General features: G+C 43.7%; 31 protein-coding genes and 1 pseudogene. 29 read left to right on the forward strand and 3 right to left on the reverse strand.

The genetic code is table 11. The features are described from left to right. Positions 1 to 3: 3 nt before the first annotated feature. The 21 genes and pseudogenes from rplF (at position 4) to rpsI (ending at position 12,379) form a co-directional block, all read left to right on the forward strand. A complete protein-coding gene (gene rplF / locus JNUCC1_RS08860; RefSeq protein WP_156645080.1) occupies positions 4 to 540 on the forward strand; it encodes a 50S ribosomal protein L6 in 537 nt (178 codons plus the stop codon). A 33-nt stretch (positions 541 to 573) separates the two neighbouring features. Next, positions 574 to 936, forward strand: a complete 363-nt coding sequence (gene rplR / locus JNUCC1_RS08865; RefSeq protein ID WP_156645082.1) for a 50S ribosomal protein L18 — start codon at positions 574 to 576, stop codon at positions 934 to 936. A 21-nt stretch (positions 937 to 957) separates the two neighbouring features. Then, positions 958 to 1,460 (forward strand): annotated as a pseudogene (rpsE, locus tag JNUCC1_RS08870) (30S ribosomal protein S5). Between the two features lie 13 nt (positions 1,461 to 1,473). Beyond that, positions 1,474 to 1,656, forward strand: a complete 183-nt coding sequence (gene rpmD / locus JNUCC1_RS08875; RefSeq protein WP_156645084.1) for a 50S ribosomal protein L30 — start codon at positions 1,474 to 1,476, stop codon at positions 1,654 to 1,656. A 33-nt stretch (positions 1,657 to 1,689) separates the two neighbouring features. After that, a complete protein-coding gene (gene rplO / locus JNUCC1_RS08880; RefSeq protein WP_156645086.1) occupies positions 1,690 to 2,130 on the forward strand; it encodes a 50S ribosomal protein L15 in 441 nt (146 codons plus the stop codon). After that, a complete protein-coding gene (gene secY / locus JNUCC1_RS08885; protein ID WP_156645088.1) occupies positions 2,130 to 3,422 on the forward strand; it encodes a preprotein translocase subunit SecY in 1,293 nt (430 codons plus the stop codon). The genes rplO and secY overlap by 1 nt, the downstream gene beginning before the upstream one ends. Before the next feature lie 30 nt (positions 3,423 to 3,452). Further along, on the forward strand, positions 3,453 to 4,091 hold the full coding sequence (locus JNUCC1_RS08890; RefSeq protein WP_156645090.1) for an adenylate kinase: 639 nt from the start codon (positions 3,453 to 3,455) through the stop codon (positions 4,089 to 4,091). 154 nt (positions 4,092 to 4,245) lie between these two features. Further along, positions 4,246 to 4,554 (forward strand): KOW domain-containing RNA-binding protein, encoded by a 309-nt coding sequence (locus JNUCC1_RS08895; protein ID WP_331713732.1) that lies wholly within the window; start codon positions 4,246 to 4,248, stop codon positions 4,552 to 4,554. A 4-nt stretch (positions 4,555 to 4,558) separates the two neighbouring features. Continuing rightward, a complete protein-coding gene (gene infA / locus JNUCC1_RS08900; RefSeq protein ID WP_156645092.1) occupies positions 4,559 to 4,777 on the forward strand; it encodes a translation initiation factor IF-1 in 219 nt (72 codons plus the stop codon). 33 nt (positions 4,778 to 4,810) lie between these two features. After that, on the forward strand, positions 4,811 to 4,924 hold the full coding sequence (rpmJ, locus tag JNUCC1_RS08905) for a 50S ribosomal protein L36 (RefSeq protein ID WP_080876116.1): 114 nt from the start codon (positions 4,811 to 4,813) through the stop codon (positions 4,922 to 4,924). A 45-nt stretch (positions 4,925 to 4,969) separates the two neighbouring features. Beyond that, positions 4,970 to 5,335: a 30S ribosomal protein S13 gene (rpsM, locus tag JNUCC1_RS08910; RefSeq protein ID WP_156645094.1), complete on the forward strand. Its 366-nt coding sequence runs from the start codon at positions 4,970 to 4,972 to the stop codon at positions 5,333 to 5,335. 22 nt (positions 5,336 to 5,357) lie between these two features. Then, positions 5,358 to 5,753 (forward strand): 30S ribosomal protein S11, encoded by a 396-nt coding sequence (rpsK, locus tag JNUCC1_RS08915; protein WP_156645096.1) that lies wholly within the window; start codon positions 5,358 to 5,360, stop codon positions 5,751 to 5,753. A gap of 196 nt (positions 5,754 to 5,949) precedes the next feature. Then, entirely contained in the window at positions 5,950 to 6,894 is a 945-nt protein-coding gene (locus JNUCC1_RS08920; protein ID WP_156645098.1) for a DNA-directed RNA polymerase subunit alpha, read from the forward strand. Between the two features lie 44 nt (positions 6,895 to 6,938). After that, positions 6,939 to 7,292 (forward strand): 50S ribosomal protein L17, encoded by a 354-nt coding sequence (gene rplQ / locus JNUCC1_RS08925; RefSeq protein ID WP_156645100.1) that lies wholly within the window; start codon positions 6,939 to 6,941, stop codon positions 7,290 to 7,292. A gap of 155 nt (positions 7,293 to 7,447) precedes the next feature. After that, a complete protein-coding gene (locus JNUCC1_RS08930; RefSeq protein WP_156645101.1) occupies positions 7,448 to 8,287 on the forward strand; it encodes an energy-coupling factor ABC transporter ATP-binding protein in 840 nt (279 codons plus the stop codon). Then, on the forward strand, positions 8,263 to 9,135 hold the full coding sequence (locus JNUCC1_RS08935; protein WP_156645102.1) for an energy-coupling factor ABC transporter ATP-binding protein: 873 nt from the start codon (positions 8,263 to 8,265) through the stop codon (positions 9,133 to 9,135). The genes JNUCC1_RS08930 and JNUCC1_RS08935 overlap by 25 nt, the downstream gene beginning before the upstream one ends. Next, positions 9,128 to 9,931 carry an energy-coupling factor transporter transmembrane component T family protein gene (locus JNUCC1_RS08940; protein WP_156645103.1) on the forward strand — a complete coding sequence of 268 codons (804 nt, stop codon included), beginning with the start codon at positions 9,128 to 9,130 and terminating at the stop codon, positions 9,929 to 9,931. Before JNUCC1_RS08935 ends, JNUCC1_RS08940 begins: the two co-directional genes overlap by 8 nt. 18 nt (positions 9,932 to 9,949) lie before the next feature. Continuing rightward, positions 9,950 to 10,693 carry a tRNA pseudouridine(38-40) synthase TruA gene (gene truA, locus JNUCC1_RS08945; protein WP_156645104.1) on the forward strand — a complete coding sequence of 248 codons (744 nt, stop codon included), beginning with the start codon at positions 9,950 to 9,952 and terminating at the stop codon, positions 10,691 to 10,693. Positions 10,694 to 10,771: 78 nt separating this feature from the next. Next, complete coding sequence (locus JNUCC1_RS08950) at positions 10,772 to 11,362, forward strand: hypothetical protein (RefSeq protein WP_156645105.1); 591 nt, start codon at positions 10,772 to 10,774, stop codon at positions 11,360 to 11,362. Positions 11,363 to 11,529: 167 nt separating this feature from the next. Beyond that, positions 11,530 to 11,967 carry a 50S ribosomal protein L13 gene (gene rplM, locus JNUCC1_RS08955; protein ID WP_156645106.1) on the forward strand — a complete coding sequence of 146 codons (438 nt, stop codon included), beginning with the start codon at positions 11,530 to 11,532 and terminating at the stop codon, positions 11,965 to 11,967. A gap of 19 nt (positions 11,968 to 11,986) precedes the next feature. Continuing rightward, positions 11,987 to 12,379 carry a 30S ribosomal protein S9 gene (gene rpsI, locus JNUCC1_RS08960; protein ID WP_156645107.1) on the forward strand — a complete coding sequence of 131 codons (393 nt, stop codon included), beginning with the start codon at positions 11,987 to 11,989 and terminating at the stop codon, positions 12,377 to 12,379. A 193-nt stretch (positions 12,380 to 12,572) separates the two neighbouring features. Here rpsI and tnpC read toward each other — a convergent pair whose 3' ends face one another. The 3 genes from tnpC to tnpA all read right to left on the reverse strand — a co-directional run bounded on the left by tnpC (position 12,573) and on the right by tnpA (position 14,894). Beyond that, positions 12,573 to 14,150: an IS66 family transposase gene (gene tnpC, locus JNUCC1_RS08965; protein ID WP_156645108.1), complete on the reverse strand. Its 1,578-nt coding sequence runs from the start codon at positions 14,148 to 14,150 to the stop codon at positions 12,573 to 12,575. A gap of 67 nt (positions 14,151 to 14,217) precedes the next feature. Next, entirely contained in the window at positions 14,218 to 14,541 is a 324-nt protein-coding gene (tnpB, locus tag JNUCC1_RS08970) for an IS66 family insertion sequence element accessory protein TnpB (protein WP_197431678.1), read from the reverse strand. 26 nt (positions 14,542 to 14,567) lie between these two features. Continuing rightward, entirely contained in the window at positions 14,568 to 14,894 is a 327-nt protein-coding gene (gene tnpA, locus JNUCC1_RS08975) for an IS66 family insertion sequence element accessory protein TnpA (protein WP_156645110.1), read from the reverse strand. A gap of 364 nt (positions 14,895 to 15,258) precedes the next feature. On the opposite strand from tnpA, the gene JNUCC1_RS19485 reads away from it, so the two are divergent. The 8 genes from JNUCC1_RS19485 to JNUCC1_RS09015 all read left to right on the forward strand — a co-directional run bounded on the left by JNUCC1_RS19485 (position 15,259) and on the right by JNUCC1_RS09015 (position 21,963). Continuing rightward, on the forward strand, positions 15,259 to 15,468 hold the full coding sequence (locus tag JNUCC1_RS19485; protein WP_442915449.1) for a superinfection immunity protein: 210 nt from the start codon (positions 15,259 to 15,261) through the stop codon (positions 15,466 to 15,468). A gap of 520 nt (positions 15,469 to 15,988) precedes the next feature. After that, a complete protein-coding gene (locus tag JNUCC1_RS08985; RefSeq protein ID WP_156645111.1) occupies positions 15,989 to 16,402 on the forward strand; it encodes a hypothetical protein in 414 nt (137 codons plus the stop codon). Continuing rightward, positions 16,402 to 16,980, forward strand: coding sequence for a LytTR family DNA-binding domain-containing protein (locus JNUCC1_RS08990; RefSeq protein ID WP_197431679.1), 579 nt, complete (start codon positions 16,402 to 16,404; stop codon positions 16,978 to 16,980). Before JNUCC1_RS08985 ends, JNUCC1_RS08990 begins: the two co-directional genes overlap by 1 nt. 220 nt (positions 16,981 to 17,200) lie before the next feature. Further along, on the forward strand, positions 17,201 to 18,049 hold the full coding sequence (locus JNUCC1_RS08995; protein WP_156645113.1) for an ABC transporter ATP-binding protein: 849 nt from the start codon (positions 17,201 to 17,203) through the stop codon (positions 18,047 to 18,049). Continuing rightward, positions 18,046 to 18,753 (forward strand): ABC transporter permease, encoded by a 708-nt coding sequence (locus JNUCC1_RS09000; RefSeq protein ID WP_156645114.1) that lies wholly within the window; start codon positions 18,046 to 18,048, stop codon positions 18,751 to 18,753. The genes JNUCC1_RS08995 and JNUCC1_RS09000 overlap by 4 nt, the downstream gene beginning before the upstream one ends. 48 nt (positions 18,754 to 18,801) lie before the next feature. Next, entirely contained in the window at positions 18,802 to 19,974 is a 1,173-nt protein-coding gene (locus JNUCC1_RS09005; RefSeq protein ID WP_331713683.1) for a GNAT family N-acetyltransferase, read from the forward strand. Between the two features lie 77 nt (positions 19,975 to 20,051). Continuing rightward, positions 20,052 to 20,765 carry an N-acetylmuramoyl-L-alanine amidase CwlD gene (gene cwlD, locus JNUCC1_RS09010; RefSeq protein ID WP_156645115.1) on the forward strand — a complete coding sequence of 238 codons (714 nt, stop codon included), beginning with the start codon at positions 20,052 to 20,054 and terminating at the stop codon, positions 20,763 to 20,765. Between the two features lie 76 nt (positions 20,766 to 20,841). Continuing rightward, the gene (locus JNUCC1_RS09015; RefSeq protein WP_156645116.1) at positions 20,842 to 21,963 is read left to right on the forward strand and encodes a response regulator; all 1,122 of its coding nucleotides are present in this window, start codon (positions 20,842 to 20,844) and stop codon (positions 21,961 to 21,963) included. Positions 21,964 to 22,123 lie beyond the last annotated feature (160 nt).

The raw sequence follows: 22,123 nt of genomic DNA on the forward strand, positions 1-22,123 counted from the left end.
GGAATGAGCCGTATCGGTTTAAAACCTATTGAGGTTCCAGAAGGTGTAGAGGTTAAATTGAATGGCGCCGAAGTGACAGTAAAAGGTCCTAAAGGTGAACTTTCAAGACAAATCAACACTGATATGCAGGTTGAAATTGAAGGCAATGTAGTGACGGTAGCCCGTCCAACTGAAGGAAAAGAGCATCGTTCATTGCACGGCACTACCCGCAGCTTGATTGCCAACATGGTCGAGGGCGTCCACAAAGGCTTTGAAAAAAGTCTTGAAATCAACGGTGTCGGTTACCGTGCCCAGAAACAAGGCGACAAACTGGTGGTTAACGCTGGTTATTCACACCCGGTAGAAGTTGATGCTGAGGATGGTATTGAAATTGAAGTGCCTAAGAACACGCAAATCATTGTTAAAGGCATTGACAAAGAACGTGTCGGCGCTGTTGCTGCAAACATCAGGGCGATCAGACCACCTGAGCCGTATAAAGGCAAAGGAATTCGCTATGCTGGTGAATATGTACGTCAAAAAGAAGGAAAAACTGCTAAGTAAGGTCGTTAGCGAATCAGAAAGGAGTAAGTGCGCATGATTACAAAGCCAAGCAAAAATGAAACACGCCAAAGAAGACATGCTCGTGTCCGCCGTACGATTAAAGGCACAGCAGAGCGTCCACGTTTGAACGTGTTTCGTTCCAATAAGCATGTATATGCACAGCTGATCGATGACGATAATGGCATCACACTAGTAAGTGCATCTACTGTCGATAAAGATCTTGACATCAAGCAAGGCGGTAATGTTGAAGCTGCAGAGCAAGTTGGCAAGGCAGTTGCAGAACGTGCCCAGGATAAAGGTTATAAATCAATCGTATTTGATCGCGGAGGGTACCTTTACCATGGTCGTGTTCAAGCTTTGGCAGAAGCTGCTCGTGAAGCAGGACTTGAATTTTAATAGTTAAAGGAGGTTACTTGCATGAAAAAAACATTCGATCCGAACCAGATGGATCTTGAAGAACGCGTCGTTACTATCAACCGTGTTGCAAAAGTTGTAAAAGGCGGACGTCGCTTCAGATTTGCTGCACTCGTTGTAGTTGGTGATAAAAATGGCCATGTCGGTTTCGGCACTGGTAAAGCACAGGAAGTTCCTGAGGCCATTAAAAAGCAGTGGACGATGCTAAGAAGAATTTGATCGAAGTGCCAATCGTAGGCACAACAATTCCACACGAAATTCATGGAAGATTTGGTTCCGGCAACGTCTTGATGAAGCCGGCTACAGAAGGTACAGGAGTAATCTCAGGTGGCCCGGTTCGTGCGGTTCTTGAACTCGCAGGCGTCGGTGACATCTTGACCAAGTCACTTGGTTCAAATACACCTATCAATATGATTCGTGCAACATTAAACGGTCTGACAAACTTGAAGCGTGCAGAAGAAGTTGCAAAACTGCGTGGAAAGTCTGTAGAAGAACTCATGGGTTAAGGAGGGAAACACAATGTCTAAGAAATTGGAAATCACCCTCACGCGCAGTGTTATCGGTTCAAAAGACGGTCAACGCAAAACCGTCCAGGCATTGGGCTTGAACAAAGTGCGTCAATCAGTCATCCGTGAAGATTCAGATGCCTTGCGTGGCATGATCAACAAGGTATCACATTTAGTCACGGTTAAAGAAGCATAACGATATAGAAGCCAATAAGAGGAGGTGCAAAGCATGAAACTTCACGAATTGAAAGCAGCTGAAGGATCTCGCAAAAACAGAAACCGTGTTGGACGCGGCATGTCTTCCGGAAACGGTAAAACATCCGGCAGAGGACATAAAGGTCAAAAAGCACGCTCAGGCGGCGGCACACGTGTTGGATTTGAAGGTGGCCAAATGCCATTGTTCCAACGCCTGCCAAAGCGCGGCTTTACAAATATTCACCGTACAGAATTTGCGATTGTTAATTTAGATGCACTCAACCGATTCGAAGACGGCACAGAAATCACACCTGAGTTGTTGCTTGAAGAAGGTGTCGTGAGCAAGCTTAAATCTGGAATTAAAGTACTTGGTAAAGGTACTGTCGAGAAAAAAGTTACTGTTAAAGCTCACAAGTTCTCTGCTTCAGCAAAACAGGCAATTGAGGCAGCGGGCGGAAAAACCGAGGTGATCTAATGTTCCGAACGTTATCCAACATGATGCGTGTAGGTGACATAAGAAACAAGATAATCTTTACGCTTTTGATGCTAGTCATTTTCCGTCTAGGTACATTTATACCTGTTCCTTACACTGATAAAGCAGCGATTGACTTTATGAACCAGCAAAATGTGTTTGGTTTTCTGAACACATTTGGCGGTGGCGCGCTGCAAAACTTCTCGATATTCGCAATGGGGATCATGCCTTACATTACAGCATCCATTATTATGCAGCTTTTGCAGATGGATGTTGTTCCCAAGTTTGCTGAGTGGAAGAAGCAAGGTGAAATGGGACGTAAAAAGCTTGCACAAGTGACCCGTTACGGTACAGTAGGATTATCGCTTGTACAAGGTATTGCGATGTCAGTTGGGTTTAACGCAATGGCAGGCGGGCAGCTGATTAAAGACCCCAGCTTCCTCACGTTTTTCATCATTGCTATCGTACTGACAAGTGGTACAACGTTCTTGATGTGGTTGGGCGAGCAAATTACAGCTCACGGCGTTGGAAACGGAATTTCCATTCTGATCTTCGCTGGTATCGTTGCCGCCATTCCAAATGGTGTGCAGCAGCTCGTTGCTGAGTATTTTGTAGACCCAGGTGACCAGTTATTTATTAACATTGTCACCGTTGTACTGATCGCATTGGTCGTTGTTGCAGTAACAGTTGGAGTTATTTTCATTCAGCAGGCACTGCGCAAGATTCCAATTCAGTACGCGAAAAAACTCGTCAATCGTTCCCCAGTGGGCGGACATTCTACGCACTTGCCACTTAAGGTAAATGCGGCAGGCGTTATTCCGGTTATCTTTGCGATCGCCTTTATTATGGCCCCAAGAACCATAGCTGGTTTCTTTGAAGGCAACAATATTGCAGCTTGGATAGAACGGATTTTTGATTATACACAACCAGCAGGTATGGTTGTTTACGTTGTTTTGATTATTGCATTCACTTATTTCTATACATTTGTCCAGGTCAACCCTGAACAAATGGCAGAAAACCTGCAAAAGCAGGGTGGGTATATTCCTGGTATCCGTCCAGGAAAAAACACGGAGACGTATTTGACCCGTGTCATGTACAGATTGACATTTGTAGGTTCAATCTTCCTGGCAGCTGTCTCTGTCTTGCCAATTGTTCTGGGAGGTCTTGCGAATCTTCCAAGTGCAGTACAAATCGGCGGCACAAGTCTACTCATTGTTGTAGGGGTTGCCTTGCAGACAATGAAACAACTGGAGAGCCAGCTTGTCAAAAGACACTACAAAGGTTTTATCAAGTAAGATTGCCGCTATGAGAGCGAGGGAATAAACTTGAACTTGATTTTAATGGGCTTGCCTGGTGCCGGTAAAGGAACCCAGGCCGAAAAAATAAGCGAAGTATATGAGGTCCCTCATATTTCAACCGGTGACATGTTCCGACTTGCCATCAAAGAAGGAACAGATCTGGGAAAGAAAGCAAAATCATTTATGGATCAAGGCGCACTTGTTCCTGATGATGTTACGATAGGGATTGTCAGAGAACGTCTGCAAAAGGATGATTGTCAAAAAGGCTTTTTGCTTGATGGTTTTCCTCGGACAATTGCACAAGCAGAAGCTTTGGATGTTTTATTGAGCGAACTCAATAAACACATTGACCATGTTATTCATATAGATGTCCCTCAAGAAAAGCTTGTGGAGCGTTTGAGCGGACGTCGTATTTGTCCGACATGCGGCAGAGCTTACCATGTTCTGTACAATCCGCCGGCAAAGGAAGGGATTTGTGATTATGATGGTGCTCAGCTGATTCAGCGTGACGATGATCAGCCTGAAACCGTCAAAAAACGCTTATCTGTCAATCTTGAGCAAACACAGCCATTACTGGACTTTTACAAACAAAAAGGTGAACTTGTAGCCGTAAATGGTGATCAGGCGATTGATCAAGTATTTGCCGACATCCAAGAAAAACTGTAAAATATGGCTCATTGATCAATTCAAATGAGATGAAATGTTGCCCGATCAGATGTAAAATGATCACAGGATGCACTTGAGCAAACTGCAGGTCAATTTGTTGCAATGCATGCTTGGTATATTGATATTAAAAACAGCCTAAGTGAAGGTGATCGTTGTGGAGGAATCCGATTCGGTTCCGCAATTAGGGCAGATTGTCCGTATAAGACGCGGCCGGGAAGCTGGCCAATATGCAGTTATCATCGGCTTGACCGATGACCAATTTGCATGGCTTGCTGATGGCGAAAAACGCAAATATGATCGGCCAAAGAAAAAGAATCTGCACCATGTTGAGGTGATGGATTTTGTATCACCTGAAGTCCAAAACAGCCTTCTGGAAACTGGTCGTGTCACAAATGGCAAATTGCGATTTGCAATCAGTAAATTCGCAAGTATGGTTGTGACGGATTTAAAGAAGGGAGAATGACTCGATGGCAAAAGACGATGTAATTGAAGTGGAAGGTACCGTGACTGAGACCTTGCCCAACGCACAATTTAACGTGGAGCTTGAAAATGGTCACACGGTACTGGCACATGTTTCCGGCAAAATCCGGATGCATTTCATTCGTATTTTACCGGGTGATAAAGTAACGGTAGAACTCTCCCCTTATGATTTAACAAGAGGACGCATTACGTACCGTTATAAATAGACACAAGCTCCGACTCTAAAGGAGGTCAAGACAATGAAGGTAAGAGCATCCGTAAAGCCGATTTGTGAGAAATGCAAAGTGATCAAGCGAAAAGGCAAAGTTATGGTGATTTGTGACAACCCTAAGCATAAGCAAAAACAAGGCTAACCGTTCAATCGGATAGCGATTATTAACCAGGAGGTGCAAGCATCTATGGCACGTATTGCAGGTATAGATATTCCACGTGACAAACGCATCGTGATTTCCCTCACTTATATTTATGGCATCGGGAAAACGGCAGCACAGGAAATCTTGAATAAAGCTGGTGTTTCAGAAGACACTCGCGTTCGTGACTTGACAGAAGACGAACTCTCTAAAATTCGTCAGGAAACCAACACGTATACAATCGAAGGTGACCTTCGTCGTGAGCAATCACTTAACGTCAAGCGTCTGATTGAAATCGGCTCATATAGAGGCATGCGTCATCGCCGCGGTCTGCCGGTTCGGGGACAGAAGACTAAAAACAATGCCCGTACACGCAAAGGCCCGCGTCACGCAATCGCAGGCAAGAAAAAATAACGTAAAGGAGGCATGTTAATTTATGGCACGCAAGAAAACAACTACAACACGCAAGCGTCGTGTTAAAAAGCAGATAGATTCGGGTATCGCGCATATCCGTTCAACATTTAACAATACAATCGTGACGATTACTGATACGCAAGGTAACGTCGTTGGCTGGAGTTCTGCTGGTGCACTTGGCTTTAAAGGATCTCGTAAATCCACACCTTTTGCAGCACAGATGGCAGCTGAAACAGTTTCCAAGTCAGCCCTTGATGTGGGGATGAAAACACTTGAAGTGACCGTAAAAGGCCCTGGTGCAGGACGTGAAGCAGCAATCCGCTCATTGCAGGCAGCTGGTCTTGACGTTACTGCAATTCGTGACGTAACACCTGTACCCCATAATGGATGCCGCCCACCAAAACGTCGTCGTGTATAATCTGACCGTTTAGAATTTGTCACCCTGTCTATAATGGGTTATGATAACTAAAAGTCCGTTTTTATAAAAGCGGACTGGATACGACCAGAATGCCATTGATGAATAATAGCGCAGATTGTAAACTGCCTATTTGGGGAATTTCGGTTAGACACGTGTCTAACCGGGGTTTCGACGTTTTGAAGGAGGGTTTTGTGGGATGATCGAAATTGAAAAGCCAAAGATCGAAACAGTAGAGGTCAGCGATGATGCAACGTTTGGCAAGTTTGTCGTTGAGCCACTCGAACGTGGATATGGTGCTACACTTGGAAACTCCTTGCGTCGCATTCTTTTATCCTCACTTCCGGGAGCTGCTGTTACATCTGTACAGATTGATGGAGCCATGCATGAGTTTTCCACGGTTGAAGGTGTTGCCGAAGACGTGACCACGATCGTATTGAACTTGAAGAAGCTAGCGCTGAAAATCTATTCAGATGATGAGAAAACGCTAGAATTGGATGTACAGGGTGAAGGAAAAGTCACAGCTGCAGACTTAATGTATGACAGTGATGTAGAAGTGCTGAACCCTGATTTGCATATTGCAACACTCAATTCGAGTGGCAGCCTATATATGAAAATCACTGCCGAACGCGGCAGAGGTTATCGCCCCGCTGAAGCGAACAAACGAGACGATCAAGCGATCGGCGTCATTCCGGTTGATTCTATTTTCACACCGATTTCGCGTGTAACTTATCATGTGGAAAATACACGTGTAGGTCAAATTACGAACTTTGACAAACTGACTTTGGACGTGTGGACTGATGGCAGCATTCGTCCTGAAGAAGCTGTGTCACTTGGCTCGAAGGTACTCACAGAGCATTTAAATATCTTTGTAGGCCTGACAGATGAAGTGAAGAACGTTGAAATTATGGTTGAAAAAGAAGAAGACCAAAAAGAAAAAGTTATGGAAATGACCATAGAAGAGCTGGATCTATCAGTCAGATCGTATAACTGCTTGAAACGGGCAGGTATTAATTCAGTACAAGAACTGACAACCAAATCTGAAGAAGATATGATGAAAGTCAGAAATCTCGGCCGTAAATCCCTTGATGAAGTCAAGAACAAACTTGAGGACCTCGGTCTTGGACTGCGTAACGACGACTGATTGATACGGACACCACAGACATACAAGAAAGGGAGGGATTGTCCATGGCCAGAAAACTAGGTCGTACAACTGATACACGTATGGCACTTTTGCGCAACCTTGCTTCTGATGTAATCATTCATGAACGCCTTGAAACGACAGAAGCTAAAGCAAAAGAATTGAAAACAACTGTAGATAAGATGATCACACTTGGTAAGCGCGGGGATCTCCACGCACGTCGCCAAGCTGCGGCATTTCTATACAACAAGGAAGCCAATGAAGACGATGACGTCATTCAGAAACTTTTCAATGATATTGCTGCACGTTATGAAGACAGACAAGGTGGATACACACGTGTTCTTAAACTGGGACCTCGTCGCGGCGACGGTGCCAATATGGCAATTATTGAACTGGTTTAAAGAATCGCACACATTAAGGGCAGGACTGAATCTCTTCCACGAGGTGAATCCACGCCCTTTTTTTGTAGTGCTAATTAGCAAAGAAAATTCTTTATTACGAGTTTGTATAAACAATGATACATAAAGGGCCTTTGAGTTGAGGGAGGATGGTATTGATGGATGAGAAGATGGTTGAGTTTAGGAATGTGTCTTTTAGGTATGAAGAAGAGGGGCCCTGGGTACTGAAGGATGTTTCATTTACCATTTGTTCGAATGAGAAGGTGGCTGTAATTGGGCATAATGGTTCAGGGAAATCTACTATTGCCAAGCTGATGAATGGGCTGCTTTTCCCTCAAGAAGGCGAGATCATCATTAACGGTCTTAAGGTCAATGAAGAAACCATCTGGGATATTCGGCGTGACGTAGGGATGGTTTTTCAAAACCCTGATAACCAGTTTGTGGGGACTACTGTTCAGGATGATGTGGCCTTTGGGATGGAAAACCGTGGATTTCCAAGAGAAGAGATGGTTGGGCGCATTGATGAGACACTTACTGCGGTTAACATGCAACATGAGCTGCTCACAGAACCACACAGACTCTCGGGTGGACAAAAACAGCGAGTGGCTATTGCAAGCGTTCTGGCCATATCACCTAAGATACTGATCCTTGATGAAGCAACAGCTATGCTTGATCCAAAAGGACGCCACAGCATTATGGAAACCATTTCACAGCTGCTGGACGGCTATATGATGACACTTATCACGATTACACATGACCTTGAAGAAGTGATGCTTGCTGAACGTGTCATTGTTATGAATCAAGGGGAAATCTGGACGGAAGGTCATCCGAGAGATATATTTAGTCAGAACAGGGCATTTGACCAAATTGGACTTGATTTGCCTTTTACCGGCAAACTGGCTGAAGAACTGAAGCGCACAGGAATGGGATTTAATCACACACCGTTTAATCATGAGGAGTTGCTTGAAGAGCTATGGACATTTTATTCAAAGACGTAAGCTATACATATCAACCAAACTCGCCATTTGCTCATAAAGCGCTTGCTGATGTCTCATTCCACATTCCTTCCGGGTCTTATGTGGCGATTATTGGTCATACGGGGTCTGGTAAGTCGACGTTGATTCAACACTTGAATGGGCTTTTGAGACCAACTTCAGGTTCTGTTCAAATTGGTGATTATCATATGACTTCAGAAGAAAAACCGAAAGACATGAAAAAGCTTCGCAGCCGAGTTGGTGTTGTGTTTCAGTATCCGGAGCATCAATTGTTTGAAGAAACCATTGCCAAGGATATTGCTTTCGGCCCAAAGAACTTCGGTGTTTCTGATCAGGTCATACAGGAGCGAATCAAAGAAGTTTTACCTGCTGTCGGAATTGATGAGAACCTTCTGGAACGGTCACCGTTTGAATTAAGCGGCGGTCAAATGCGCCGGGTTGCAATTGCCGGGGTACTTGCGGTGAAGCCGGAAGTTTTAGTACTTGATGAACCAACGGCAGGACTTGACCCCCGCGGGCAGAAAGAAATCATGGATATGTTTTACGATATGCATCACAAAGAAAACAACACCACCATTCTGGTCACTCACAATATGGAAGATGCCGTGAAGTATGCCGATCATATTTTGATCATGAATCAGGGCTCGATCTACCTTGAAGGAAAGCCTGAGGAGCTGTTTGCCGATGAAGAGGCGATCACTAAAGTCCAGCTGGATGTCCCGGAAGTGATCCGTTTTCTGAACAAGTTTGAAAACAGGTTCGGTATTCGAATCCCGTTTACCCGCCAGACGATACAAGAGCTTGCTGAACAAATTTCCAGTGCATTGGAAGGGCGGGTCAAAGATGAATAATACACTGATTATCGGTCAATATGTGCCAGGCCAATCCCTTGTGCATAAACTTGACCCGCGGACAAAGATTATGGTCATTTTTTTCTTTGTCTTTATTGTGTTTTTGGCCAATTCCGCCCCCAGCTATTCAATTCTTGCAGCCTTTGCCATAGGGGCAACCTTAATTACGCGTATCCCGCTCCGATTTATTTTCAAAGGTTTAACACCCATTTGGTTTTTGATAGGTTTTACTTTTATATTGCATCTGATTATTACCAAAGAAGGCACTGTCCTGATAGATATTTTTTCATTTAAAATTTATTCCGGCGGACTGATTCAGGGTTTTGCAATTTCACTCCGGTTTTTCCTATTGATTCTTGTGACTTCACTGCTCACGCTGACGACAACACCGATTGAAATTACAGATGCAATAGAGACACTTCTAAATCCGCTTAAAAAGGTGAAATTCCCGGTGCATGAACTCGCGCTCATGATGTCCATCTCGCTCAGATTCATTCCGACACTCATGCAAGAGACAGACAAGATTTCAAAAGCTCAGGCGTCTCGTGGGGTGGACTTTCGCACAGGACCTATTAAGGAACGTGCTAAAGCGGTTGTTCCGTTGCTTGTTCCGTTATTTGTCAGTGCTTTTAAGCGTGCAGAAGACTTGGCCATGGCGATGGAGGCACGAGGATATCACGGCGGAGAAGGCCGGACAAAGCTCAGGATCTTGAAGATCAGCAGCAGGGACTATGTTGCATTTGGGGTGTTTATCATTGCGTTGGCTGGATTGTTTTTGACACGGCATTATTCTTAACGGGAGGTCCAAAGCCTGATGAACAAATTAAAGTGCACCATCAGCTATGATGGTGCTGGTTTTAACGGATATCAAATTCAGCCTGGGCAGCGGACTGTTCAAGGTGAGCTTGAGCATGCCTTGTATCGCATGCACAAGAAAAACCCTATACGTGTGATGGCATCGGGCCGAACGGACACGGGAGTGCATGCGAAGGGTCAGGTGATTCATTTCATCTCTCCACTCACCATGCCTGAAGCGAACTGGAAAAGAGCGATGAACACCCTGCTTCCTGATGACATTTTTGTACACCAGGCTGAATGGGTGTCGGATGCATTTCATTCGCGCTATGATGCAATTGGAAAAGAATACCGCTATTTCTTATATCAAGATTCAGAAACAGATGTATTCAAACGCCATTATGCCCTTCATTACCCCCGTGAGTTAAGTTTGACGCGGATACAGGAAGCGTGCAGTTACTTGCAGGGCACACATGACTTTACGACCTTTTCCTCTGCAAAAGCTTCCACAAAGGGCAGTAAAGTACGGACCATGCATGACGTTCGCTGTGAAAAGAGTGGTGACAATATCGTGTTTATTTTTTATGGGGATGGGTTCTTATACAATATGGTCCGTATTATGATCGGCATTTTGCTGGACGTTGGGACGGGGAAGTTGACCCCGTTAGACATTTTGGACCTGCTCTATAAAAGGGATCGCAGGCTGGCAGGTGTCACGGCCCCTCCGCAAGGTTTGTATTTGTGGCGGGTTTTTTACGCGTGAAATTTTTTGTTAAATGAAACATTTCAGAGTTGAAACCGTATAACCTAGAAACAGAGACTTGCGGGGGGAGAGATTGTCATGTTTAAAAAGGATTCATCCGAGTATGTGCCGTATTTCGTTGCTTTAGCGATCATTCTGGCCATGTCTAGTTTATTTATGCCGTTCTTCTTGTTGCCACTGCTTCAAGACGGGTTATTTCATTCACCTGATTACTGGTTTTTTGCATCGCCGACGTCAGGTTATTTCATCACAGGCGGCCTGTTTTTATATGCAGGAGCAGTGGCCGGGGTGATGGCTTATGTCCAGTATAATGTTGAAGGAAAGAAAGTACAGAAAACAATCGGCGTGCTTGCAGCGCTTTTGCCTGTATTAATTGTTGGCTATTTGACCGTTCATCAATATTATTACTTTAATAATCAAGGGATTTATACGAGTGACTTTCTTTCAGTAGAGGAAACGGCACATCCCTGGGAGTCTGTGAGTGAAGCGGTTTACCATATGTATAATGATAATGGGACTATGCGGGTCAAGTCACTCGAATTAGCGTACGAGGATGGATCAAGCCTTTCATTTGAATACAATCATGACATATCATCCAATCGTGTAGCCATTCAAAGAATCTTACAGCATTATGGCGTTGAACTGGAACGGATAAGAAAAACGGAGTAGCAAAAGAAATAAATGATCAATTCATGGTAAACACTTGACTTTTACAGCAGTTTTGGTATATTATGATCTATGGTATTTTTATATTCAAACCACGATTAGCCCCGGAAATCTAATTGTGTTGAAATAAAAAATAAATGAATGACGGAAATAATGGAGGGAAACACATCATGCGCACAACTTTCATGGCAAATGAAGCGAACGTTGAACGCAAGTGGTATGTGGTTGACGCTGAAGGCAAGCGCCTCGGTCGTCTGTCCACTGAGGTGGCTTCAATTCTTCGCGGTAAGAACAAGCCGACTTACACACCGCATGTCGATACTGGTGATCACGTGATTATCATCAACGCTGAAAAAATCGAACTGACAGGCAATAAGCTGAACGATAAAATGTACTATCGCCACACGAACCACCCAGGCGGGCTTAAGGAAAAGAACGCAAACGAAATGCGTAACAAGTATCCTGAAAGAATGCTTGAACTTGCAATCAGAGGAATGATGCCTAAAGGCGCTCTCGGACGCAAAATGTTCAAGAAATTGCACGTCTACAAAGGTTCAGAGCATAACCATCAAGCACAACAACCAGAAGTTTACGAACTTCGCGGGTAATTAAGAAGGAGGTCAACTAATGGCACAAGTTCAATACTATGGCACAGGCCGTCGTAAAAGATCAACTGCACGTGTGCGTCTTGTTCCAGGAACCGGACGTATCGTGATTAACAAACGCGATGCAAAAGACTATTTCCCATATGATACACAGTTGCTTATTCTGAATCAGCCACTACAGGCTACAGAAACAGAAGGCACATACGATGTACTCGTAAATGTTCACGGAGGCGGCTTCACAGGACAAGCTGGCGCAATCCGTCACGGAATCGCCCGCGCACTTCTTGAAGCAGACCCTGAATACCGTACAGCGCTTAAGCGTGAAGGATTCCTTACACGTGACCCGCGTATGGTTGAGCGTAAGAAATACGGTCTTAAAAAGGCTCGTCGTGCACCACAGTTCTCAAAACGTTAATCAAATCAACATTTGCAAATCCCTCAACCACTGGTGGTTGGGGGATTTTACTGTCTGCTTCAACTCTCAAAATCATAATCTAATATATATTTGAAAAAGCCTTCTCTCACTTTGCTTTTATAGTGAGAGGAGGTTTTTGATGTAAGCGTCAAATAATCCCCACCTGTAATCAGATGGGGATTTCATGTATGCTTTATTTAGATTTATTTGGAACGCGACACGCCTCAGGGAGTGTTGTCGACCATGGCAAAAATTGAGCCAGTTGGTCTTGATCCGTCGGATCCATGTTGGGAAGTGCCTCGAAAAGATAGCTGAGATAATTAAACGGATTCAACCCGTTTTCCTTAGCTGATTCCACAACACTATATATGATTGCGCTGGATTCCGCACCTTTTCTTGTATTACTAAACAGCCAGTTTTTCCGGCCAAGGACAAAAGGCTTGATGGATCGTTCAGCGCGGTTATTATCAATCTCCAAACGTCCATCCTTTAGAAAGCCCTCTAACCGTTCCCATTGATTGCGGCAGTATTTAATGGCTTTGCCAAGTGCACTTTTCGGCAATACGCGTGGTGTTTGCTCACGAAGCCATGCTGAAAAAGCCTCCAACACGGGTTGGCTGCGTTCCAGACGCTGTTCATAGCGTTCTTGTGGACTTACGTCCTTTAAATCGCGCTCAATATCAAAAAGCTTATTACAAAAGGCTAAGCCTTCTTTCGCTTTCACAGATGTCTTTTCCGCAGATGCGGGCAACGCTTTTAATGCTTCTGTGAAATTACGACGGGCATGGGCCCAACATCCTACCGGTGTCACATTGGAAATGCTGTTGTAACCGGCATATCCATCCACATGTAAATATCCCTGAAAATCAGCCAGGAATCGCTGTGGATGTTTACTGGCACGCGTTTGTTGATAGTCGTAGAGCACGATGGGTTTGCTTTCCCGTCCTGTACGATACAACCACATGTAAGATGTTGACTTAGCTGGCCGATCAGGTTCAGAAAGGACCTGCAAAGGCGTCTCATCCGCATGTAAAATATTATGCTTCACAAGCTGGTCGTGCATCTCATTATATATAAGACGTAGCCACGTATCAGCACCGTATAAAACCCAATTTGACAAGGTTTGTCGTGAAATGGAAACGCCAAAGCGTTCCAAATGCTTCTCTTGCCGATATAAAGGCATGCTTTCCACATATTTCTGGGTCATGGTATAGGCCATCGCAGATGGCGAAGCCAAACTGCCCGGGAAGACGGGCTTTGGCATTTTGGCTGCCACGATGGGCGTTTCGATCTCATGACGCTCACAATGACGACAGCTATAGACATGCTGTACATGTTCCACGACTTTTACTTGGGCTGGAATGACCTTAAGTTCTTTACGCACTTCCGTGCTCATATCATGCAGATCTCCGCCGCAGCACGAACAGACCTGTTCCTCGTCGGATAAGCGATATTCAATCGTTTCCGTAGGCAGGTTTTCAAGCTTTTGTTCACGGTGACCAGACTGTTTCTTTCGTTTATATGTAACTGTCTCAACAGTGGGTTCTTCAATAGCCGGATCAGCGGTGTCTTCAGCTTCATTGAAAAGGGAGAGCTGATCAGAGTCGGTTTTTTCACTGGAGGATCCAAATCTGCGTTGCTGGCTCAGACGAAATTGCTCTTCATACCATTTCAGTTTAGCTTCCAGCGCCTCTTTTTCCATTTCAAGTTTCTCATTTTGCGCTTGATAATATTCAATTGTGTCCTTGGGTGTATGCGCTGTGTTTTTCATAAAACTAGTATACGAAAAAGAACTCGACTTGCCTAGTCGAATTCTTATATTTATATATTTCACTTTTCTAAAGGGTGGTGCGGGCTGTCACCTCTCGGTGCGCCTGTTTCTGGTTAAGTGGCAAACCATCAAGCAGCCAGCGCAACTGGCGTTGACTGATGCCCATCGGTTCCGTCTCATTTGCGGATGGCCAGTGAAACGTTCCTCTTTCCAGACGCCGATAATGAAGCCAAAATCCATTGTGCTCCCACTGGAGAATTTTCAGCTTGTCGCGCTTTCGATTACAGAAAACAAATAAACACGGCGAAAATGGATCAAGGTCAAAACACTCTTTGACAATAACGGCTAGCCCGTCGATCGATTTTCGGAGATCCGTGGCGCCTCGAGCCAAGTAAACTTGTTCGAAGTGAGCATTTGTTAACATCGATTCTGCAAAATGTGCACGACATCCGTAAGGAGATCGGTATCTGCACCTGGACGGACTTCAACTGAAATGGCATCAAAGTGAATATAGATAGGAGCTGGTCTCGAAACCTGATCACTGTCCATTTGGACAGTAAGCCATTGCGTTGGGCCTAATTCATTAACCTGAGGATCTTCATCATTTTCGAATTGACGAACCCAATAATACATTTGATGTTTTTTGACATCATGTGTCCGGCACCATTCAGCGACACTCAGCTCGCTTTCTTGCCAAGCGTCATATCGTTGCTTCCATTCTATTCTTTTATCTTTCAGAGTCATCGCATAACCTCCAGAGTAATGATCTAAAAAGATTATCTCATCGATGCTCCGTATTTAAAATGTGTATTCTATTTGACGCTTACGTTTTTGATTAATTATACATCAACAAAAACAATCACCACGCATGTTGTCATATGCAAAGCAGAAGCATGAAAAGTTATACAGATTGTTTGCTTTCTTGCTCGGAATCAAAATAAGCATATAGACCTAGACACTTCGACCTATTCATGTTATTATTTACATATTAGGTAATATTTACATATTAAGTAAAATAATGCCTATTAGCTATTTTATACGGAGGTGATAGAATGGGGGATTTACTAGGAAGTTTGATTATTTTATAGTTATTGCGGTAGTAGGGGCGATTTACTTTACCCCGGCAATTATTGGGTTTGTTAGAAAGAAGGATAACGCCTTAGCGATTTTTCTTTTGAATTTGTTTTTAGGGTGGTCTCTTATAGCTTGGGTTATTTCATTAGTATGGGCCACTTCTAAAGATGCATCGCCACAGCAAGTTGTTATTCAAAATCACAATTCACCAGCGCCTAATCAGCCTGTAGAAGAAAAACAGTAAGTTTATTAATAAAAGCTTTACGCTTTAATAAAGTTCATGTAAGACATTTACTCTTTTTTCGGTCAGTATGGGAATATACTTACACAAATTAACTTCTTCGAGTATTTCATACTTATATTTTTAGATAGAGCTCCAAAACGTTTTGGGCAATTATAATTCTAAACATACAGACCAAGCTGAAACAATCTCTCACTGAGTTGCACGTATACCTTTACAAGGTACTCCAATACATTTTATTCCTTAATACGTGAAGGTTACTAAGCATAAAACTCTGGGGGTGAAAAAGGGTAGAAACACATTCTTAAAGTTCCCAGTTCTCAAAACGTTAATCAATCAACACTTGCAAATCCCTCAACCACATGTGGTTGGGGGATTTTACTTTAAACGGATATTTTAAGCACATGCAATATATAGAAAATATAGGGGGATTGTTAAAATCCTTGGGTCAAACGAAGAATCTTGCAACTGGATTTTTGCTATAATATTTACATAGGCTATTGAAGAGAAGAGGTATGTCTCTATGGGATTAATGTTTTCGGATGCTGAGAAGCATATACAGGATACGATCGTGTTTTCAGACTTGAATATGGCCATACCTAATGGACAAGTGATCTCAGTGTATACCAATGTAAATGTTCGTGAAACGTTGGTTGGTATTCTTACCGGTGATACAAATCTGTCCTATGGTAACTTTACACTGCAGTCAGATATTGGTTTTCTTCTTTTGCAAGATGGATTATATGAACGGCTTAAAGTCAATGAAATGCTCACGTTCACGAAGAGATTATATGCTTCAGATCAATTGATAGAATCAATCGTTCATATGATGCAGCTCGAGCCTATTAAAAACAGGAAAATTCACCAGCTGTCATTTTCTGAACAGAAGCGGGTACAGATGGCGTGTCTCGCTATACAGGCCCTGATGTATTTGTGATGGAGGAACCTGATCAGAATCTCGATCTCGAGTCGAAGCGTGTTTACTTATCATTCCTGAACCATCTTCGCAGTGAAGAAAAAGCTGTGCTGGTTATAACTGGGCGCATGGAAAGCGCGATTGAGACAGCCGACGTGGCCTATATTCTTGATGATACAGGTCTCCGAACAATAGAGGTTGGAGCAGACGCTAATCTGCAAGCAAGTGAAGATGCAAAAGAGAAAGTGGCAGCCAACCCTGTTAAGTTGGAAAAAATACCCTCTAAGGTCAATGAGAAAATCGTATTGTTCCACCCACTGGAAATTGATTATATCGAGAGCCAGGACGGGCAATCATTCTTGCACGTAAAAGAGGAAGCCTTTCCTTGCACATTTACGTTGCAACAACTGGAGCAGCGTTTGTTTCCGTTTGGCTTTTTCCGCTGCCATCGCTCCTACCTCGTGAACCTGCAAAAAGTTCGGGAAGTGATGACATGGACACGGAACAGTTACAGCCTCATTCTCGAAAATAAGCAGAAAACGACAATTCCATTATCAAAATCCAAGATGGCAGAGTTGAAGGAACTGCTCGGAATCTAATGCTGTCGAAATCGCCATTATTTCCCCGGAAATAATGGCTCGCTACATAAAGAAAAACATGACATAACCAGCCAGAGTAAATCTGTTCATCCTTAAAAAGAAGCCATTCATCGGTTTAATGGCGCTTTTCACCTGGATTTTAATGCGACTATCTTCATTCCCGGGTATTCTATAGATGCAGGCACAACAAGTGCTCTGACAAAGAACCGGGGGGAAGAACATGAGATATACAATTGAGACAGAGGGGCTTGCAAAAACATTTTTAAAACAATCAGCGCTCCAAAGCGTGGATTTGAGAATCGAACAGGGTGAAATTTTCGGTCTGCTTGGACCAAGCGGGTCTGGTAAAACAACGACCATTAAAATATTAACCGGACAACTTGAGCCAACACGCGGAACGGCAAAAGTGTTTGGTGTCCCGCACACCAAGTTGAGACAGCCAGTTCTCCAAAAACGCTTTGGTGTCGTAACTGATAATAGCGGCTTGTATGATCGATTGACGGTCTATGATAATTTGAAACTGTATTGTGATCTGTATGATGTTTCATATACAAGAATTAACGCTGTGTTGGAAACCGTTAATTTAACAGGTATTGATAAGAAGCGTGCAGAAACATTATCGCGCGGAATGAAACAGCGGATTTTAATCGCACGTGCACTGCTTCACGAACCTGAGTTATTATTTCTGGATGAACCAACTTCAGCACTGGATCCGGTCAATACACAGTACATCTATAAGGGTTTGCGGGCACTTAATGCAAAAGGCACGACCATCATGCTGACAACTCACGACATGTATGAAGCAGACACATTGTGTGATCGTATTGCATTTTTAAACGAGGGTACAATCCAACTTATGGACACACCAGAGAATTTAAAAAGACGTTATGCAGATGGGACCATTACCGTCACACTGGTCAACGATGAACAAGTCATCCTTCCAACCGGATCAGATGGAGCGGACAGACTATATGATTATATGAACAGCAACCAAGTTATGAACATTCGTTCCAACGAGGCGACGATCGGTGATATTTTTGTAGATGTGACAGGGAGGAATCTGATATGAGTTTTTCATGGAAACGTATGAGTGCTATTTTGGTCAAGGATTATAAAGATGTGTCACGGAATATGGCTGTGTTTTCAGTATTAATATTGATGCCTGTCCTTTCAGCCTTTTATGGCCGTATGGGCATTGATGGGCTGGGAACTATTTACATGCTGATTAACGTTGGATTTGTAATGGTCGCCTCATTCCTCCAAAGCTGTCTGATTGCTGAGGAAAAGGATAAAAATACATTGCGGGGCCTGATGCTGTCACCCGCAAGTATAGCAGAGGTCCTGCTTGGCAAAAGCTTGCTTTCTTTTATCGCTACAGCAATCATTATTTTCGTGAGTCTTTTCTTTGTTGAATACGTACCGGGTAATATCGGAATTGTTACTGCAGCACTCGCACTATCTTGCATTTTCTATATCTGTTTGGGGACGCTCCTCGGATTGTATGCCAAGTCTGTTATGGATGCCTCCGTTCTGGTGATGCCGATTTTCTTTGTGTTCTCGATTGGTACACTTGCCAAAGGGTTTATGGATCAGTATTCCATCCTTAAAGTGTTAAACATTTTACCGAATTTCCAGCTTCTCGAGTTGGCTGAAAAAGTAGAGCAACAAGCAGGGGTGGGTGCGGTTATGGGACATATGGGCGTGATCCTTGCCTGGGTCGTTCTGAGTTGTATCCTGACAGTTGTTGTCTATAAAAAACGCATGGTTGATTAAGGCGCCACTAATCTCTCTATGTTATAGTTTTACCAGGAGGGATGCAGTGTGAAGACAGAAATTAGGATGCTTGAGGCGCAACGTGATCAGGACATGATTTTTCCGTTATCACAATTCGCCTTTCAATATGAATTATCGAAGGAAGAACTTGAGAAAAAAGTAAAAGAAGCCGAGCGGCATGTGATCTGGGGGATGTTTGCAGCTGGTGAGTTGGCTGCGAAAACACACCTTTTGCCGCTTTCGGTATACATACATGGAAAAGCGTTCGATATGGGTGGTGTCAGTTCTGTGGCGACATGGCCTGAATACCGGCGCAATGGGCTTGTGAAACAATTGCTGAAAACAGCCCTTGACCATATGCGTCAGCATGGACAGACAATTTCTTTCCTTTTCCCATTTTCATTTGGATTTTACCGGCGATACGGCTGGGAACTTGTCTTTAGTGATGTGGAATGTGACATTCCGATAACAACGTTCAAAAAACAGTGGGGTGGGTCGGGATACATCCGTCGCATTCAGCAGGATGATATACGTACGCTTGAGGATGTCTACAACACCTATGCCAAACAGTATACCGGTATGTTAAAACGGGATGAACGCTGGTGGCGGGAGCGCATTTTAAAGGATAACCAGCATATTGCTGTGGCGTATGATGAAGCAGATCGAGCGATTGGCTATGTCATTTATACGGTGAAAAAAGAGACATTTACAGTCAGGGACATCGCTTTTACCAATAACAATGCACGGAAACTGCTTTACCATTTCATCAGTCAGCATGATTCCATGGCGGAAAAGGTGAAGATGACCGTTCCGGAAAATGACCCAATTGTGTTGCATGCTGAAGACCCGCGTTTTGAACAAAAGATCAATCCTTATTTCATGGCACGGATTGTTGACGTGCATAACTTCTTGAAGGATTATCCGTTTGCTCCAGCCACAAAAAACGTGACCCTGAACGTACAGGACGATTTTCTGCCGGAAAACGGCGGGACCTTTCAATTGAACCCGAATGGCGATCATGTTAAAGTGACGGCTGTGTCAGCGCCTACGAAAGAAATGGGCATTACGTGTACCATACAACAGCTGACGATGATGTTGCTTGGATTCAAACGTCCGGGTGAACTGAGTGCGGCCGGATTGTTGGAGGCGGATGCGAATCCAATTGAAGCGCTGGAAGAACTGATCCCGAGACAACAGCCCTATCTGGCTGATTTTTTCTAAACATCTCTCACTCAAAGTCATAAACAGATGCCTTGTCCCATATGATTTACAAGCGACTTGTATAAGGGGCGAGGCATATGAATCGAATCAAACATATAGCTATTTGGCTGGCCGGCGCGGTATTACTCGCGGTTTTAATCACCCGGCCACTCCCACAGACGGATGACGTGTTCAGAACATGGTCACTGCCTTTGACAGGACAGACCATTGTGATCGATCCCGGACATGGAGGACCAGACGGCGGAGCGGTGGGCAAAGGCGATGTTCAAGAGAAAGATATTGCCTTGAATGTGGCCAAGAAGCTCAGGGATTATTTGCAGCAGGCCGGTGCGATCGTGTATTTAACAAGGGAAACAGATACCGACCTGGCAGCTGGTGACACAAAAGGCTTGTCCAAGCGTAAATCAGAAGACATTAGAAAACGGCTGGCATTTATAGAAGAAAAAGACGCGGATTTTTTCCTGACCATTCATCTGAATGCCATACCATCACCGAAATGGAGCGGCGCCCAGACGTTTTACCATCCCACACATAAGAAAAGCAAACACCTGGCATCGATGGTTCAATCCGAAATCATTCGCAACCTTGAAAATACCACCAGGGAACCGCTTGCTGTGAACACACTTTATTTATTGAAGCACGCTGAAGTACCAGGTTCGCTTGTGGAAATTGGGTTTCTCTCCAATGACCAAGAGCGGGAGCAGCTTGTGCAGGCAGGCTATCAGCAAAAGATGGCCGCAAGTATTTATCAGGGTGTGCTGAGATATGTGACAGAAGAACCTGAAGAATGAGCTCTTTTAATTGAGGGCTCTTTATTTTTAGCATTTTGATGGTATTATTTGGTAAAATGGAAGTGAGGTGAATGCTATGAGAGCCATTCTAGTGGATGATGAATACTTAGCACTTCAGTATTTGGAGCGAATGATAGGTAAAGTCAGCAATATTGAGATCGTGGCTACATTTACATATTTGGATCTTAATAGGCACGCATCCATTATAGAGTCCGTTGATCTCGTTTTTTTAGACATAGAAATGCCAGGAATGAATGGGTTGGAGCTTGCTGAACGCATAACCGAAGTCAATCCTGGTATTGATGTTGTGTTTGTGACGGCTTTTAACGAATATGCTGTTCAGGCATTTGAACTGAATGCCCTTGATTACGTCATGAAACCCGTTCAACTCGAACGTTTAAAGAAGACGATTGAACGGATTGAAAATTCTAAGCCTGATGGTGTTTCATCCGATCATGATACGCTGCAAATCAGTGTGTTCGGGGAACTTGATTTCGCTCGTTCTGACCAGCACATAAGACTTCAGTGGCGAACGAAAAAAGCTGAGGAACTCTTTCTTTACCTCTTGCTCAGAACCGGGGAAACCATTCATAAATCCACATTGGTTGATGTGATCTGGACTGAATATGATCTAGATAAAGCTTATGCTCACCTATATACAGCCATTTATCATATCAGAAAAACCCTCTCCCCTTACAAAAATTATTTGACAGTCAAAAACAGACAAGAAGGCTATGTGCTCTACACAGACAATATTGCGCTTGATACTTGGCAATGGGAGAAACAAGTGCGAACCATGCCCCCAGTTGCAGTGGATACCATTGCCGATCATGAGGCTGTTATGGATATGTATACAGCCCCTTACCTCGCTCACTATGACTACATATGGACAGACAATGAACGGTTCCGACTCGAACACCTGTGGCTCCAACATGCGTATAAACTGGCTGACTTTTATCAGCATCATGATGATCTGGAAAAGGCACAGGAATGGTATATCCAGATTTGCAGCACATCACCAGAAGAAGAACATGCTGCACTTGCCCTCATGAAGCTCTATGCCCTGCACGGGTATAGAGGACTCGTGACACATCAATTCAACACATTAAAACACGCATTGAAAAAAGTGGATATTCCAATGGATCCTGATATCGTCGATTGGTATGAGCAATGGAAAAATACTTATGAATCTAATTGACCCTGATGAAGCTGAAAAGTTTTATCAGGTTTTTTTTGCAGGAATCCGTCAAGGAATTAGGACTATATGCCTAATAAAAAGATGCTACTCTATGAAATAGTGATTCATTGTTGAGAAACTGTACAGAAGCCCTTGGTATGTTATTTGCTAGCATACTATG

The organism is Lentibacillus sp. JNUCC-1, assembly GCF_009741735.1.
Taxonomy (GTDB): Bacteria; Bacillota; Bacilli; order Bacillales; family Amphibacillaceae; genus Lentibacillus_B.

Bases quoted from the DNA above. Each gene is read 5' to 3' on its own strand.
- JNUCC1_RS08985 (WP_156645111.1), top strand. From the start codon at position 15,989: ATGGGATTAATGTTTTCGGATGCTGAGAAGCATATACAGGATACGATC.
- JNUCC1_RS09000 (WP_156645114.1), top strand. From the start codon at position 18,046: ATGAGTTTTTCATGGAAACGTATGAGTGCTATTTTGGTCAAGGATTAT.
- JNUCC1_RS08935 (WP_156645102.1), top strand. From the start codon at position 8,263: ATGGACATTTTATTCAAAGACGTAAGCTATACATATCAACCAAACTCG.
- tnpC (WP_156645108.1), bottom strand. From the start codon at position 14,150: ATGAAAAACACAGCGCATACACCCAAGGACACAATTGAATATTATCAA.
- rplF (WP_156645080.1), top strand. From the start codon at position 4: ATGAGCCGTATCGGTTTAAAACCTATTGAGGTTCCAGAAGGTGTAGAG.
- rpsI (WP_156645107.1), top strand. From the start codon at position 11,987: ATGGCACAAGTTCAATACTATGGCACAGGCCGTCGTAAAAGATCAACT.
- secY (WP_156645088.1), top strand. From the start codon at position 2,130: ATGTTCCGAACGTTATCCAACATGATGCGTGTAGGTGACATAAGAAAC.
- rplO (WP_156645086.1), top strand. From the start codon at position 1,690: ATGAAACTTCACGAATTGAAAGCAGCTGAAGGATCTCGCAAAAACAGA.
- rplM (WP_156645106.1), top strand. From the start codon at position 11,530: ATGCGCACAACTTTCATGGCAAATGAAGCGAACGTTGAACGCAAGTGG.
- truA (WP_156645104.1), top strand. From the start codon at position 9,950: ATGAACAAATTAAAGTGCACCATCAGCTATGATGGTGCTGGTTTTAAC.
- JNUCC1_RS08990 (WP_197431679.1), top strand. From the start codon at position 16,402: ATGGAGGAACCTGATCAGAATCTCGATCTCGAGTCGAAGCGTGTTTAC.
- rpsM (WP_156645094.1), top strand. From the start codon at position 4,970: ATGGCACGTATTGCAGGTATAGATATTCCACGTGACAAACGCATCGTG.
- JNUCC1_RS08930 (WP_156645101.1), top strand. From the start codon at position 7,448: ATGGATGAGAAGATGGTTGAGTTTAGGAATGTGTCTTTTAGGTATGAA.
- JNUCC1_RS08950 (WP_156645105.1), top strand. From the start codon at position 10,772: ATGTTTAAAAAGGATTCATCCGAGTATGTGCCGTATTTCGTTGCTTTA.
- JNUCC1_RS08940 (WP_156645103.1), top strand. From the start codon at position 9,128: ATGAATAATACACTGATTATCGGTCAATATGTGCCAGGCCAATCCCTT.
- infA (WP_156645092.1), top strand. From the start codon at position 4,559: ATGGCAAAAGACGATGTAATTGAAGTGGAAGGTACCGTGACTGAGACC.
- rpmD (WP_156645084.1), top strand. From the start codon at position 1,474: ATGTCTAAGAAATTGGAAATCACCCTCACGCGCAGTGTTATCGGTTCA.
- rplQ (WP_156645100.1), top strand. From the start codon at position 6,939: ATGGCCAGAAAACTAGGTCGTACAACTGATACACGTATGGCACTTTTG.
- JNUCC1_RS08920 (WP_156645098.1), top strand. From the start codon at position 5,950: ATGATCGAAATTGAAAAGCCAAAGATCGAAACAGTAGAGGTCAGCGAT.
- JNUCC1_RS09015 (WP_156645116.1), top strand. From the start codon at position 20,842: ATGAGAGCCATTCTAGTGGATGATGAATACTTAGCACTTCAGTATTTG.
- tnpA (WP_156645110.1), bottom strand. From the start codon at position 14,894: ATGACTCTGAAAGATAAAAGAATAGAATGGAAGCAACGATATGACGCT.
- rpmJ (WP_080876116.1), top strand. From the start codon at position 4,811: ATGAAGGTAAGAGCATCCGTAAAGCCGATTTGTGAGAAATGCAAAGTG.
- rplR (WP_156645082.1), top strand. From the start codon at position 574: ATGATTACAAAGCCAAGCAAAAATGAAACACGCCAAAGAAGACATGCT.
- rpsK (WP_156645096.1), top strand. From the start codon at position 5,358: ATGGCACGCAAGAAAACAACTACAACACGCAAGCGTCGTGTTAAAAAG.
- JNUCC1_RS08995 (WP_156645113.1), top strand. From the start codon at position 17,201: ATGAGATATACAATTGAGACAGAGGGGCTTGCAAAAACATTTTTAAAA.
- cwlD (WP_156645115.1), top strand. From the start codon at position 20,052: ATGAATCGAATCAAACATATAGCTATTTGGCTGGCCGGCGCGGTATTA.